Raw genomic sequence first — 12,678 nt, 5'->3', positions numbered from 1 at the left:
CAGATATCTAGTCCAATAAAGGAAACTGCTTAGCAATCTCAGATTCGGTGCTTTGTGCCACCCAGCCTTCGGTATTATTGAATAAACGGATCGCAGTAAATTCAGGATCGCTGCCCATATCAAACCAATGGGGAGTAAGCTCTGGTACTGAAATTAAATCACCCTGCTTGCAAAGTACTTGGTAAACCTTGTCGTTAATATGCAGGCAAAATAATCCTTGGCCTTTTACAAAAAAGCGTACTTCGTCTTCACTATGGGTGTGCTCAAATAAAAACTTAGCACGTAATTCTGCAGCGTTCGGATTGCCTTTTGCCAGCGAAATAACATCTACAGTTTGATAACCACCTTGTTGCTTTAAGCTTTCAATATCAGCGTTATAGGCGGAAATAATAGCTTCATGGCTAGTATCAGCAGTAATCATTTTTGTTGCTTGCCACTGCTCAAATCGTACATTTACTTTATTAAGCTCGGTGGCAATTTGTGCTGTATCTTGAGTGTTTAATAAAGCATTATTGCCGTTACAGTCAGCAAAAATAGTCAGTTGGCTCATGCTAAATGCTCCACAGTGAATTGGCTAAAATCGTTAATATAGTTATGCGCAGGCGAGCTTGCTTGACCATCACGGATCAGGTGCAAGGTTTTTAAACCTGCGGCTTTGGCGGCATCAAGCTCGGCTGCCACATCACTTAAAAATAACACTTCATTAGCGGCAAAAGGTAGTTGCTCAATAATATTGTGATATGAACGTTGCTCTTGTTTAGCGCCGACTTGAGTATCAAAATAATCAGTAAATAAGGAGCGAATATCACCAAAGTCAGAGTAGTTAAAAATTAAATGCTGTGCTTTTACTGACCCTGATGAATACACATACAACTGCTGGCCGGCTTGTTGCTGTGCAACTAAAAAGTGGTAGGCATCTGGGTATAAATGGCCGGTAAAATCGCCATTTTCATAGCCAGTTTGCCAAATCAAACCTTGTAACTGTTTTAATGGAGTGATTTTTTTATCGTCACGGATCCATTCAAGTAAAGTGTTAATTACGACATCAATACTGGCATCTGGCTGTTCAATAACCGCTTTTACGGCATAAATTTGTTCAGCTACAGCGCTTTGCTCTTGATGAGTTTTTACAAATTCGGGGAGCTGCTTTGCGGCATATGGAAATAGTACGTCTTTAACAAACGAAATACGGGTAATAGTGCCTTCAATATCGGTCAGCAGTGCTTTGATCATGATTCTAATCCTACTAATTTTAAGCGTTCTATCTCACATGCAAATAAAAACTCAAGGCCTTCTAATTGACGGCGTACTTCACCAATAGTGCGACCCACTACATACAAACCGTGGCCGCGAATAAGCACGCCGTGCTCAATAGGCGTGTGTAAGTGGTGATCGCTCACTAATAAACTCAAGCGATCAATATCTTGGTCGTTATCAAAGATTGGAATACTCAAGGTGTCTAAATGTGAAGTAATGCCGGTTAGTGACTTTTGCATTTCGTAGCCGTGTAAGTCTAGGCTGTGACCTTTAATAACCCGAGATAATACCGTCGCAGCAACGGAATGAGTGTGCAATACATAATTAGCAGCAGGAATAAGTTTATACATGCACAAATGCAATTCGGTTTCAGCTGAGGGTTTGGCGGCGCTAGCGCTACGATTACCGACATGATCCAGTTCAATAAAGGTATGCGACCCTAATTGACCTTTGTCAAAACCGCTGGCAGTAACCACAAAACCGGTGTTAGTTCGCGCTGAAAAATTACCACCCGTAGCTGGCACCCAACCACGTTGACTGATCCACTTTCCTGCTTCTATAAGTTCTGAAATAGCGGTATTGTTATGCATACATTCCTCATACTTTTTTAGACGGCTATACATCTGTTAACAGCAATGATAGCATCGCTTTGGGCGCAAAACCATCATTAAGGGTAACCAGTGTTTGAAAGTAAATTGCCAAATTTAGGCACCAGTATTTTTAGTCAAATGACTGCTTTAGCAAATCAATTCGAAGCGATTAATTTATCGCAGGGGTTTCCTGAGTTTGATGCGCCTGAGCTACTTAAAAAACAGCTTAATCATTATGTGCTTGAAGGAGTTAATCAATATTCACCTTCATCTGGTGTGCCGCGCCTGCAGCAACAAATTGCCCAGTTAGCAAAACGAAAATATGCAGCTGAAATAGATGCCGCGCAGCAAGTAACGGTAACCTCTGGCGCGACCGAGGCCTTGTTTGTTGCCATTCAGGCGCTGGTGCGCGAAGGTGATGAAGTCATTGTGTTTGACCCCGCTTATGATTCATACCAGCCAGCGATTGAATTGGCCGGTGGTAAGTCAGTCAATATTGCTCTGCATGCTCCGAGTTATGCAATTGACTGGCAAACGGTGGCTGCGGCTATCAATAGCAAAACGCGGGCTATTATAATCAACACCCCACATAACCCAAGTGGTAAAACGTTAAAACAGCACGATATTAATGCTCTAAAAGCCTTAGTAATTAAGCATGACTTATACCTGATAAGTGATGAAGTATACGAGCATATTACTTTTGATCAGCAACCGCATTTAAGTGTGCTGCGTGATAACGAATTGTTTGCTCGCAGCTTTGTGATCTCAAGCTTTGGCAAGACTTTTCATAGCACAGGCTGGAAAATGGGTTACTGCATCGCACCCGCTGCACTTGCGGTCGAGTTTCGTAAAATTCACCAATATGTGACTTTTTCAAGCTTTACGCCGGCACAACATGCATTAGCCGATATGTTAGAACAGCAAGGTGAGCATGTGGATGAGCTCAGTGAGTTTTATCAACAAAAGCGTGATGTACTTAGTAAAGCACTAAAAGATAGCCGCTTTACCATTTTACCAAGTGAAGGCACCTACTTTTTACTGCTTGATTACAGCGATGTATCGGATTTAAATGACGTAGAATTTTGCCAGTGGTTAGTAGAACAAGCAGGCGTTGCAGCCATTCCACTAAGCGTGTTTTATCAGCAACCAAGCAACGATAAAGTTATTCGCTTATGCTTTGCCAAAAATGACGCCACGCTATTACAAGCCGCGGAGATTTTATGTCAACTTTAACCATAGCACTGATACAAACATCGCTTAATTGGTTAGATAAAGACGCCAACTTGGCACACTTTGGCAATAAAATAGCTGATATAGATAAATCAGTAGAGCTTATTTTATTGCCAGAAACCTTTGCCACCGGCTTTGCTATTAACCTTGATTGCGCAGAGCCGGATCATCAGTTAAAGCAAGGCAAAGTGCTTGATTGGATGATCGCGTCGGCAAAATCAAGCAATGCGGTAATTGCAGGCTCGGTATTGGTAACTCAAGGCGATAAAAAAGCTAATCGCTTTTATTGGGCATGGCCCAATGGCGAAGTGAAATATTACGACAAACGGCATTTATTTTGCTTGGGCAAAGAGGGCGATTTTGTAACCGCAGGGCAGCAACGTGAAGTGTTCACCCTTAATGACTTTAGAATTCTACCGCAAGTTTGTTACGACTTACGTTTTCCGGTCTTTCAGCGCAATCGCAATGACTACGATGTGATGGTTAATGTCGCCAACTGGCCTGCTGCAAGGCGCAAAGTATGGGACACCTTACTAATGGCGCGGGCGATGGAAAACCAGTGTTATGTGATTGGCGTTAATCGTATTGGTGATGATGCTAATGGCGTCGCGCACAATGGCGGCACGGCAGTGTATGACTTTATAGGTGATACGTTAGCAGCCGCTACTGATAACAAAGCTGATGTTGTTATTATCACTTTGGACAAACAGCCGCTTGAGCTCTTTAAGCAAAGTTTCCCGGCGCATTTAGATGCCGATGGGTTTAGTTTGGGTTATTAAGATAAAGAGACTGTTTAGCCTCTTTACCCGTTTTACGCAGAAGCACTGTAGGTGAGTTTGATCGCAGCGAAACCCGACAACATACAACAAAAAAATAATCTACAGGCTTGTATCAATACAAGACCATTTATCTGCGATGAATTTTTACCTGCTCACCCAATCGTTACGAGAGAATACCTAGACTAGGTTAAAGTATTGATTTAATAGGTAGCAACCTATTGCATTACTATGATGTAACAGTTAGTTATCCGGTTTTTTATCTGCATTGTGATTATATGGTTGGCACAATATCTGAATTTCGTGATGCCCATCATATAATTTAAATAACTCATCGCCCCCAGTTTTGTTAAAAAATTGAGATAGGGTTATTTTGTCCTGCTCATACTCCATTAGTAACCAAAAGCCGTAAAAACCTTTAAACCAAAAATAATAGAATATCGCTGCGAAAAAAAATACTAGATAGGCTGCTTTACCTACTTTCTTTTTATATTTTAAACAACTAAGGAACAACCAAATACAACTCAACATTGCTAAAATTAAGAATGCTGAAAAAGGAGTAATAACTACTTCAATGTTGTCCCAGCGAGAGCTTAGACAAGGGGCATGTCGGTCTGAAACTATTGTGTAAATTAAAGTGATTTTGAAAAGGAAGTACAATAATACAGTTGTAAAAACTGCATATAAAATACCACTTTCTTTGTCCTCACTGTTATACCAATCGACTTAAATATTTAACCATTCTAGCGAGCTAAATAAAGCGCTAACTGCGTTATAATTTTTTTAAGTAGAACAACTACATGTCAAAATTTACGCCTTGTTATCACTCCATTTATCTGTCGCTATAAATGGTCAGTAACTTAACACGATTGGTATTATTCAACTTGTAGCCTTAGAAAATATTTTGGTGTTTTTAAAAAGAAAAGTCAGAACGATTTTTGAATTTGGTTTAAGAGCTGACTTATGTGTTCTATTTGATATTACATTACACAACTTAGCGGAAGGGATCTAGAGTTTAGTTTTCTGGCCGCACTGCGTGCGTTTAACTTTGTTCCAGACAAAGTTTGGTCGAACCCTAGTCGAGGGTTCTCACCCGCCTTCATTGGTGTAAAGGTTACGGACATAAAACAATAGGCTTTTCATTCTGAAATTTGTGTCAAACGTGGGGATGGGCTTGCTTACGTCCATGTAACTAATCGCTTCGCGACGCTTGCAGCGGCCTAAAATGTTCCTGACATTTTATCGAACCCTGGTCGAGGGTTCTCACCCGCCTTCTGCCATTTTTAACAACAAAAAAAGCCCCACAATAAATTGCGGGGCTTTTTTCGTTATTAAATGGCGGAGAAGGAGGGATTCGAACCCTCGATAGAGCTACAAACCCTATACTCCCTTAGCAGGGGAGCGCCTTCGGCCACTCGGCCACCTCTCCGGCGCATAAATTGTCATTTTGATAATCGAGTGAACCACCAAAACGTAATAATGGTGGAGAGATAGGGATTTGAACCCTAGAGGGGCTATAAACCCCTGCCGGTTTTCAAGACCGGTGCATTCGACCACTCTGCCATCTCTCCGTTGGGAAAGAATAATACGCAGGTGATTGGGGTGTGTAAATAGGAAAAAGATCGTTTGCTGTTTTTTTGTTCTAAAAAAGAGGTTTTTTTATAAAAAAGGAGTTTTTAGGGAGTTTAAAGAAGGGGTTGCAGCAAACGAGGGAGCTAAATAAGTAGTTTCATTTAGTGGTTGGGTATTTGCTGCACCGCTAAAGTAATCATGGTTGGGTGATTACTTGTATTGAACTGCGCCGCCAAGAGCTAGCTTTTTGCCGAAACGGTTAAGTCTGGCAAGCATTTTTGCTTTGCGGTTGGTCGGTTTTACTGCAACATGGGTAGCTGCATTTTCGTTTAATGTATTTACTGGGTTCATTACTTTGCTCCGGGTTATGTCTGTTTTGACAACACGGCTATTCTGAGCTTTTTTTGCACAAAAATAAAACGATAAAAATTAGGGTGGTCGGATAGAAATAACTAATCCGAATTGTTTTTATTAAGGTATGATTCAGATAGTAAGTACTGAGTATTATGCATGGTTATGAAATTTAAAGTCGCCTAAATCACTTGTTTAAAAGCAATATTACACTGCCGCTGATATTTTAATGCATTAGATGATAAATAAAGTGACTAATTATTCAGATTAATTTATTTTTTGAAAATGTCTATTTCCCTACTTTTGAATAGGCTGGTATCCAGATGCTAATAATTATTAAACCAAGTACGCAAAAAAAACATAAAAAAAATTGCACTTGGTTATTAGAGCAGTGTCAAAAACGTCAAATTAGTTACACTGTTTTTTACACCACAGGACATTTTACCAATGATTGCCAAAAAATAACGGTTTTGGCTCAGTCACAAAAGCGCGTTGTTGTGCTCGGTGGTGATGGCAGCCTGCATTTGGCTGTAAACGCATTGATGGGATTGAGTTGCTCGTTGGCGTTATTGCCTCAGGGGACGGGTAATGATTTTGCACGCGGCTTTGGCTGTTCAAACTCAGCTTGGCGTAATGCTATTTTTAGTGAGCATCAAGTAAAAATCGATATTGGCCAAATAAATAGCCGTTACTTTATTAATATTGCGGGGGTTGGCTTTGATGCGCATGTAGTACAGGCATTGCAAACCAAGCCTGCATTATCCGCTTTAAGTTATAGTTTAGCTGGCTTTAAGTGTTTATTCGTTTATCAGCCTTCTCGCTTGGCTGGGAGTTTTGCAGGGCAGCAATGCGAATATGGTAATTTGATTACTGTATTTGCAAATCATCATTATTTTGGTGGGGGGTTGATGATAGCGCCAAAAGCACAATTGAATAGTGGCTATTTAGAGTGCTATCGCGTGCCTACGCGTGGTTTGTTAGGTAACCTCTACAGTTTTGTGCGCTTATTGCTACGTAAGCACCACGGTATGAAAGAGCTCAACTACCAGCGCTTAGAAATTGCTTATATAAATACGCCTGATTTACCAATCGAAGCAGATGGTGAGTTGGTAGGCGTTACCCCAGCGGTGGTGACTATTCATCCGCTCGCGTTGCGTTTTTGTATGCCGCAATGTTAAATGACGAGTAATATGTTAGTAATAAAAAAGCGCCTAACAAGTAGGCGCTTTTGGCGTTAGTTGCGTATATACGCATTCTAACTGGGGATGGAGCGTTTATTAGCAAATGATGCTTTATTAGACTCAATAAACGCTTTAATTCTTTTTGTTGGAGTCAGTACAATAGCATTACCAAGCAGTACTAAACTAAAGCCGATAAACGTATTGGCTTGCCAACTAAAACCTTCAAATAATGTACTTAAAGTCACTGCAACTAATGGAAATAACACAATCACATAGCTGGCACGTTCTGGGCCGATATTTTTTAGTAGTGCAAAGTAACATGCAAATGCAATAACCGTCCCAAACACCGATAAATAAACTAATGAATACCAGTAGCTTGCTGGGGCCGACAGGCTAAAATCGGCACCGCTGATGATTACATATACAAATAAACCAATAGCGCTGTATAACATGCCCCATGCATTGCCCTGCATGACGCCAATACGTTGTTGAGAGTTACGTACGCTGATCATATTCCCTAATGAAGCCACAAAGGTGCCAGCTAAGGCAAGTAGCAAACCGACCAACGCCCCATTACTCAAGTCGAACTGCTGTAATTGTGGCCAAAACAGACTGATGATGCCCAATACCCCTATCAATGCACCCGTATAAATACGTTTAGCGATGGGTTTACCAAAAAATAATCGGGTATTTACAATGTTCATTAATAACAACATTGAAAAGGCGATTGATGCCATGGCTGACGTTAAATAATGTTGTGCCCAGTAAAGTACTAAGTAATTAAGGCCAAAGTTACACAGTGCTAGTAATACGAAAAAGCCATGATCGCGACGACTATAATTCATCGGTAATTTTTTAATATTCACCCATACCCACATTAGAATTGCAGCCAAACTAAAGCGATAAAATAGTGAAACTTCAACGGCGATATCGCCAAGTTGAAATTCGATTGCGAGCCAGGTAGAGCCCCAAATTAAAACGGTTAGTGCATAAAGCACGATACTTTTCATGGCCTTGGTCCATTATGTCGATTAAGTGTTTATTTTAAGATACTTCTGTATACTTAACATACACAGAAAACTATAAATGCAACCTATACAGATTGTACGGCTTTAAGGTGTCTACTATGTCGCTGGTGATCAGCAAAACCAACCATGACTTTTTATATCAGCAAGTAATGCAGCTGGTGCGTGAGCTGAGTGAGCAGGGGACACTATTACCAGGCGAAAAACTCCCCTCATTACGTAAAATGGCCACTAAGCTGAATGTCAGTATTCCGACGGTGAAATTGGCTTACCAATCACTTGAGGCACAAGGTTTGGTTGAAGCACGAGAAAAGTCAGGCTATTTTTTAAAAACGGCACATACCCAGTTAGCGCGGCCAAAGCGGGTTAAACTCAATCGTGAGCCAGTTTCGGTCAACATGCAGGTATTAATTGAGCAAGTGTATGATGCAATTCATCAAGCCGATGTCGTACCGTTTGGCATTGCTAATCCTGTTGCTGCCGCTCCAACTGATAAAATGCTAAGTCGTACGATGCGCCGGGTTATGTCGATTGCCGGCAGTCGCGCCATAAATTATGGTGCGATGGATGGTTTTGCACCATTGAAAAAGCAGTTAATCCATCGTTATTTAGATTTTGGCATTGGTGTTGACTCGCAAGAACTTGTGATCACCAACGGTGCTCAAGAAGCACTGGCGATCGCGCTAAAATGTGTCACTAAAGTAGGTGATGTGGTGGCGATCGAGTCACCTTGTTATTTTGGTATCATTGAATTGATCGAAAGCCTGGGCCTCAAGGCGCTCGAGATCCCGCTGTGTCCTGATGATGGGATCTGGCTTGATGATCTGAGCCAGGCTTTACATGATCACGATATTAAAGCCTGTGTGTTCTCTACTTCGATCAATAATCCTGTGGGTAGTTTTATGCCTGATCATAAGCGTAAACAATTAGTAGAGTTATTGGAATCTCAAGATGTGGTGCTAATTGAAGATGATGTGTATGGTGATTTACATTTTACCCCGCAGCGCGGTACACCCGCTCAGGCTTACTCAACAAAAGGGTTGGTATTAACCTGTGCATCGTTTTCTAAAACTGCGGCGCCGAGTTATCGTGTTGGCTGGTTGATTGCCGGAAAGTTTGCTGCCAAAGCGCGTCGCTATAAGCGTGCATTGAGTTGTTCTACTTCATTGATCAATCAATGGACGTTATATGAATTTATAGTTAGTGGTGATTATGATCGTAATATAAAACTACTGCGACAGCGTCTACGTTCTAATAAAGAACGAATGATCTGGTGTTTACAACAGGCCTTTCCGAGTACCGCTAGGATCAGCGATCCGCAAGGCGGATGTGTGATCTGGATTGATTTAGGTGCGGCTTACGATAGTGTAAAACTATTTCAACTGGCATTAGAAAGTGGCATTAGCATTACTCCTGGCTATATTTTTTCAGCCACTAATAAATATCGCAGTTGTATTCGATTAAGTTATGGTTTGCCATGGGGTGAAAAAATTGAACAAGCTATTATAAAGCTAGGTGAGTTAGTGCATTTAGCGAAGAAATAGCATGGCATAAAAAAGCAGCACCTTTAAAAAAGAGTGCTGCTAAAGGGATATCAAACTTTTAGCGTTTAGAACCTGAGTTCAAGTTAGTTATTTTGTTTATAACTAAATAATTGGTAGTCTTTCAATTCTGGAACTAGTTTAACTAATTGTTGCTCTTGATCAGCAATGGTTGAAAAATTACCGCACAGTGCATCAGCGCGTTTTTCAAGTTGGTTAGCTTGTTGCTCAACTTTGGCTTCAATTTCAGCTCCCATATTTTCCATGCGTTGTTCAAAGGCTTGCATATCGCCACCAGAGCCCATTAGTTCTGAACCTACAGCCATTAAAATACTACCCATCGATTGCATCATCGCAGCTTGTACAGCGCTTTCTATTTGCTCATCAAATTGGCTTTCAAAGTTTTCGCCAAATTGGCTAAAGCTTTGTTGGCCCATTACAAAAGCGCCTTGTTGGTAAAAGGTGTTTTGTACTTCTACCTGAATATCAGCCATTAATTCATTAATGCTATCTAGGCCATCGATATTAAATGCATTGGCGACTTCTTCAATGGCGACCCCGGCAATTTTAACGCCTTCAAGAGCAATGTTCGCGACTTCTGGTAATTGGCTACGCAGACTGTCTGAATAATTACTGATAGCTTGGTGTTGTTGACTGTTGAGTGTCAAAGTTTGGCCATCAATCATTAACTCGCCACTATTTATAAAAGTCATAGTGTGGTTATCAGCTGTAAAAATTTCTAATTCATTTGGCTTAATACGCACATCATTTTTAAATTCAACGTCACATGTGTCGCCGCTAAAAGAAATATTCGTCTCATTGTCATTGTGTGCCATTGCCCCTGTGGCAATGAATAAAGAACTTATTAATAGTAATTTTTTCATTTTTATTTCCTGCTAATTTGTTGATTATGACCAGTACGCATTTAACGTATTTAATACATATCAAGTTTAGTGCCAATAATTATTAGTAAATAAAAACAAAGGGTTAATTGTTTTTTACTATTTTTAAATTGTATTAGGATGTTATAAAAAAGCCATTTTTTAGTCATTTTGACTAATTTACATTGATACATAAAATATACTTATCGTTTCGATAAAAAACTCTCACTTTCCAGAACTCAAATTTAGCGCTATTTATTCACAATATCGACATAACACTATTTTAGAATCGCGTTATGGCTTTATTTTGGTGCTTTTTCATACGGTGAAATAGTGCTGAACATTTTTAATTTACCAATGATAGTGATAAAAATCCTTAATTGGTCTCAAACACTTTATGGAGTGGGTTGTGGGTAAGACATTTAGTTACGATGCGCTAGATGACGATTTTGTTGAAGACGAGTACGAAATGGTCGGGCGTAATCAACACGACAAGAATAAGCAAAAGGTTAAGAAAAAGTTGGAAGACTACCTTGAGCAAAAACGCTTGCGTAAAAACTTGGGCGATGATGACTTAGATGAGTATTTAAACGACTAAGAGATAATTTAAATAAAGAGGCAATTTGCCTCTTTATTGCTTTTAGAGTTTAGATATTACTGCTTTTAAGGGCTTTGATAATAGCACCTTCGATTTGCTGCGGTTTGGTAAATGGTGCAAAGCGTTTAATTGCCTCGCCGTCACGGCCAACTAAAAACTTAGTAAAATTCCATTTTATTTTGCGGGTTAAAAATCCAGGTAATGCTGATTTTAAATGCCTGAATACGGGGTGGGCGTTTTCGCCATTAACATCAATTTTACTCATCATCACAAAATCAACACCGTAGTTAATTAAACAACCTTGCGCTATTTCTTTTGCGCCGCCAGGCTCTTGTTTGCCGAATTGATTGCACGGAAAACCAATAATTACTAACCCTTGATCAGCGTATTTTGCATGTAATTGTTGTAAACCTTCGTACTGTGGAGTGAAGCCACATTTACTGGCAGTGTTGACAATTAACACAACTTTGCCTGCGAAATCTGAAAAATCAATGCTTTGGCCTTGCAAATTGCTGGCTGAAAGTTGATAGAAGTCGTTCATGTTGCTCTCTAGTTATTGTTGTTTGTTAAATTCTATCCTGAGTTGTGATAGACATACAGCTTAAATTATCATCACATTGCATAGACCATTTTATTTTAACTTGCATGATTAAAGCTTTTGAGTAAATGTTCAATCAATAATCGCACTCTGTATGGCATTAAATCTTTACGTGGATACACTAACCAAGAGGCATTGTCTGTTACCTGAAACTCATCAAGTAAGGTAATTAGTTGCCCGTTTTCAATATACTTATCAACAATATCAGTGGCTAAATGGGCAATGCCTAAGCCTGCTAATGTCGCAGATAATAGTGCGCGCGGATGGTTACTGCGCCAGTTGCCGGCAACTTTTACCTCTTTAATATCGCCGGCAAAATTAAATCGCCAACGTTTCCCCATGGCAATTAAGCAATTATGAGCGGTTAATTGTTGAGGCGTAGTTGGGGTTGGGTGATGTGCTAAATATTCTGGACTGGCAACGAGAGTCATGATTCGCGGGCTAAGTGGTCGTGCAATTAAGTTAGAGTCTTGCATGCGGCCAAAACGGATCGCTAAATCAAAACCTTCTTCAACTAAGTCGACATTACGATTGTTGAAGTCCATATCTACTTCGACCTCAGGGTAGCGTTTTACAAACTCAACAATTTTAGGTGCTACATGACATGCAACAAATTCACCAGCACCAGAAATTCTAATGACCCCTTTGGGTTTACGTTGCTCACCTTGCAGTTGATTATTAGCATCAATTAGCTCTTGTTTAATTGCTTTGAGCTTTACGGCATATTCGCGGCCGGCATCGGTGAGGCTTATTTTTCGGGTGGTACGTTGAAATAGCAATGAGCCTAAGCGGTTTTCAAGTTGCTGTACTTGGCGGCTGATATGGGAAGTTGATACTTCCATGACTTTGGCTGCTTTGGTAAAGCTGCCATGTTCAACCACATGTAAAAATTCATCAAGGCCATGCCACATAATTTAGTTCTCAAATATTAAGTAATTATAGTTTATACCATCTATTGTTGCAGCTGTGCAAAAGTGATTCTCTGAGCTTAGTCTTTAAATTAATGCTTAAATCCCTACAATTAGGTGGTCAGCAAATTTTAGCTCACACTAAATAATGAGCACCTCAAAGCAATGGA

13 protein-coding genes and 2 tRNA genes are annotated in these 12,678 nt (G+C 40.2%); 5 read left to right on the top strand and 10 right to left on the bottom strand.

All coding sequences use genetic code 11. The features are described from left to right. Positions 1-7: 7 nt before the first annotated feature. Genes H5182_RS09635 through H5182_RS09625 form a run of 3 tightly spaced genes read right to left on the bottom strand, consistent with a single transcriptional unit; the run spans position 8 to position 1,847 of the window. Positions 8-550, bottom strand: coding sequence for an acireductone dioxygenase (locus H5182_RS09635; RefSeq protein ID WP_145240039.1), 543 nt, complete (start codon positions 548-550; stop codon positions 8-10). Further along, a complete protein-coding gene (mtnC, locus tag H5182_RS09630; protein WP_145240037.1) occupies positions 547-1,233 on the bottom strand; it encodes an acireductone synthase in 687 nt (228 codons plus the stop codon). The genes H5182_RS09635 and mtnC overlap by 4 nt, the downstream gene beginning before the upstream one ends. Continuing rightward, the gene (locus H5182_RS09625; protein ID WP_149982209.1) at positions 1,230-1,847 is read right to left on the bottom strand and encodes a methylthioribulose 1-phosphate dehydratase; all 618 of its coding nucleotides are present in this window, start codon (positions 1,845-1,847) and stop codon (positions 1,230-1,232) included. Before H5182_RS09625 ends, mtnC begins: the two co-directional genes overlap by 4 nt. Before the next feature lie 90 nt (positions 1,848-1,937). On the opposite strand from H5182_RS09625, the gene H5182_RS09620 reads away from it, so the two are divergent. Continuing rightward, positions 1,938-3,080, top strand: coding sequence for a methionine aminotransferase (locus tag H5182_RS09620; protein WP_145240033.1), 1,143 nt, complete (start codon positions 1,938-1,940; stop codon positions 3,078-3,080). Continuing rightward, positions 3,068-3,856 (top strand): amidohydrolase, encoded by a 789-nt coding sequence (locus H5182_RS09615; RefSeq protein WP_182759935.1) that lies wholly within the window; start codon positions 3,068-3,070, stop codon positions 3,854-3,856. The genes H5182_RS09620 and H5182_RS09615 overlap by 13 nt, the downstream gene beginning before the upstream one ends. 1,333 nt (positions 3,857-5,189) lie before the next feature. Here the strand turns inward: H5182_RS09615 and H5182_RS09610 are convergent. From H5182_RS09610 to H5182_RS09600, 3 genes are all read right to left on the bottom strand, one after another. Beyond that, positions 5,190-5,282 (bottom strand) — tRNA-Ser (locus H5182_RS09610). A 51-nt stretch (positions 5,283-5,333) separates the two neighbouring features. After that, positions 5,334-5,424 (bottom strand) — tRNA-Ser (locus tag H5182_RS09605). Positions 5,425-5,635: 211 nt separating this feature from the next. Next, complete coding sequence (locus tag H5182_RS09600; protein WP_169019719.1) at positions 5,636-5,776, bottom strand: hypothetical protein; 141 nt, start codon at positions 5,774-5,776, stop codon at positions 5,636-5,638. 323 nt (positions 5,777-6,099) lie between these two features. On the opposite strand from H5182_RS09600, the gene H5182_RS09595 reads away from it, so the two are divergent. Beyond that, a complete protein-coding gene (locus H5182_RS09595; RefSeq protein WP_220494565.1) occupies positions 6,100-6,954 on the top strand; it encodes a diacylglycerol kinase family protein in 855 nt (284 codons plus the stop codon). A 77-nt stretch (positions 6,955-7,031) separates the two neighbouring features. Here the strand turns inward: H5182_RS09595 and H5182_RS09590 are convergent, their stop codons facing one another. Then, on the bottom strand, positions 7,032-7,967 hold the full coding sequence (locus H5182_RS09590; protein ID WP_145240025.1) for a DMT family transporter: 936 nt from the start codon (positions 7,965-7,967) through the stop codon (positions 7,032-7,034). Between the two features lie 116 nt (positions 7,968-8,083). On the opposite strand from H5182_RS09590, the gene H5182_RS09585 reads away from it, so the two are divergent. Further along, positions 8,084-9,526 (top strand): PLP-dependent aminotransferase family protein, encoded by a 1,443-nt coding sequence (locus H5182_RS09585; RefSeq protein WP_145240023.1) that lies wholly within the window; start codon positions 8,084-8,086, stop codon positions 9,524-9,526. Positions 9,527-9,609: 83 nt separating this feature from the next. Here H5182_RS09585 and H5182_RS09580 read toward each other — a convergent pair whose 3' ends face one another. Further along, complete coding sequence (locus H5182_RS09580) at positions 9,610-10,407, bottom strand: YggN family protein (RefSeq protein ID WP_145240021.1); 798 nt, start codon at positions 10,405-10,407, stop codon at positions 9,610-9,612. 406 nt (positions 10,408-10,813) lie between these two features. Between H5182_RS09580 and H5182_RS09575 the strand changes: the two genes are divergently transcribed. Beyond that, positions 10,814-11,002, top strand: a complete 189-nt coding sequence (locus H5182_RS09575; protein ID WP_145240019.1) for a PA3496 family putative envelope integrity protein — start codon at positions 10,814-10,816, stop codon at positions 11,000-11,002. A 49-nt stretch (positions 11,003-11,051) separates the two neighbouring features. On the opposite strand, the gene H5182_RS09570 is transcribed toward H5182_RS09575, so the two are convergent. Then, positions 11,052-11,543 (bottom strand): glutathione peroxidase, encoded by a 492-nt coding sequence (locus H5182_RS09570; protein WP_145240017.1) that lies wholly within the window; start codon positions 11,541-11,543, stop codon positions 11,052-11,054. Positions 11,544-11,638: 95 nt separating this feature from the next. After that, the gene (locus tag H5182_RS09565; protein WP_182730733.1) at positions 11,639-12,511 is read right to left on the bottom strand and encodes a LysR family transcriptional regulator; all 873 of its coding nucleotides are present in this window, start codon (positions 12,509-12,511) and stop codon (positions 11,639-11,641) included. Positions 12,512-12,678 lie beyond the last annotated feature (167 nt).

Source organism: Pseudoalteromonas sp. SG44-17 (assembly GCF_014164235.1).
Taxonomy (GTDB): Bacteria; Pseudomonadota; Gammaproteobacteria; order Enterobacterales; family Alteromonadaceae; genus Pseudoalteromonas; species Pseudoalteromonas rhizosphaerae.
Note: the sequence above shows the minus strand (reverse complement) of the source record. Positions and strands in the feature narration are given on the sequence as shown.

Coding starts and splice junctions, on each gene's coding strand:
- H5182_RS09570 (WP_145240017.1), bottom strand. CDS start 11,543: ATGAACGACTTCTATCAACTTTCAGCCAGCAATTTGCAAGGCCAAAGC.
- H5182_RS09635 (WP_145240039.1), bottom strand. CDS start 550: ATGAGCCAACTGACTATTTTTGCTGACTGTAACGGCAATAATGCTTTA.
- H5182_RS09585 (WP_145240023.1), top strand. CDS start 8,084: ATGTCGCTGGTGATCAGCAAAACCAACCATGACTTTTTATATCAGCAA.
- H5182_RS09595 (WP_220494565.1), top strand. CDS start 6,100: ATGCTAATAATTATTAAACCAAGTACGCAAAAAAAACATAAAAAAAAT.
- H5182_RS09600 (WP_169019719.1), bottom strand. CDS start 5,776: ATGAACCCAGTAAATACATTAAACGAAAATGCAGCTACCCATGTTGCA.
- H5182_RS09580 (WP_145240021.1), bottom strand. CDS start 10,407: ATGAAAAAATTACTATTAATAAGTTCTTTATTCATTGCCACAGGGGCA.
- mtnC (WP_145240037.1), bottom strand. CDS start 1,233: ATGATCAAAGCACTGCTGACCGATATTGAAGGCACTATTACCCGTATT.
- H5182_RS09625 (WP_149982209.1), bottom strand. CDS start 1,847: ATGCATAACAATACCGCTATTTCAGAACTTATAGAAGCAGGAAAGTGG.
- H5182_RS09615 (WP_182759935.1), top strand. CDS start 3,068: ATGTCAACTTTAACCATAGCACTGATACAAACATCGCTTAATTGGTTA.
- H5182_RS09590 (WP_145240025.1), bottom strand. CDS start 7,967: ATGAAAAGTATCGTGCTTTATGCACTAACCGTTTTAATTTGGGGCTCT.
- H5182_RS09565 (WP_182730733.1), bottom strand. CDS start 12,511: ATGTGGCATGGCCTTGATGAATTTTTACATGTGGTTGAACATGGCAGC.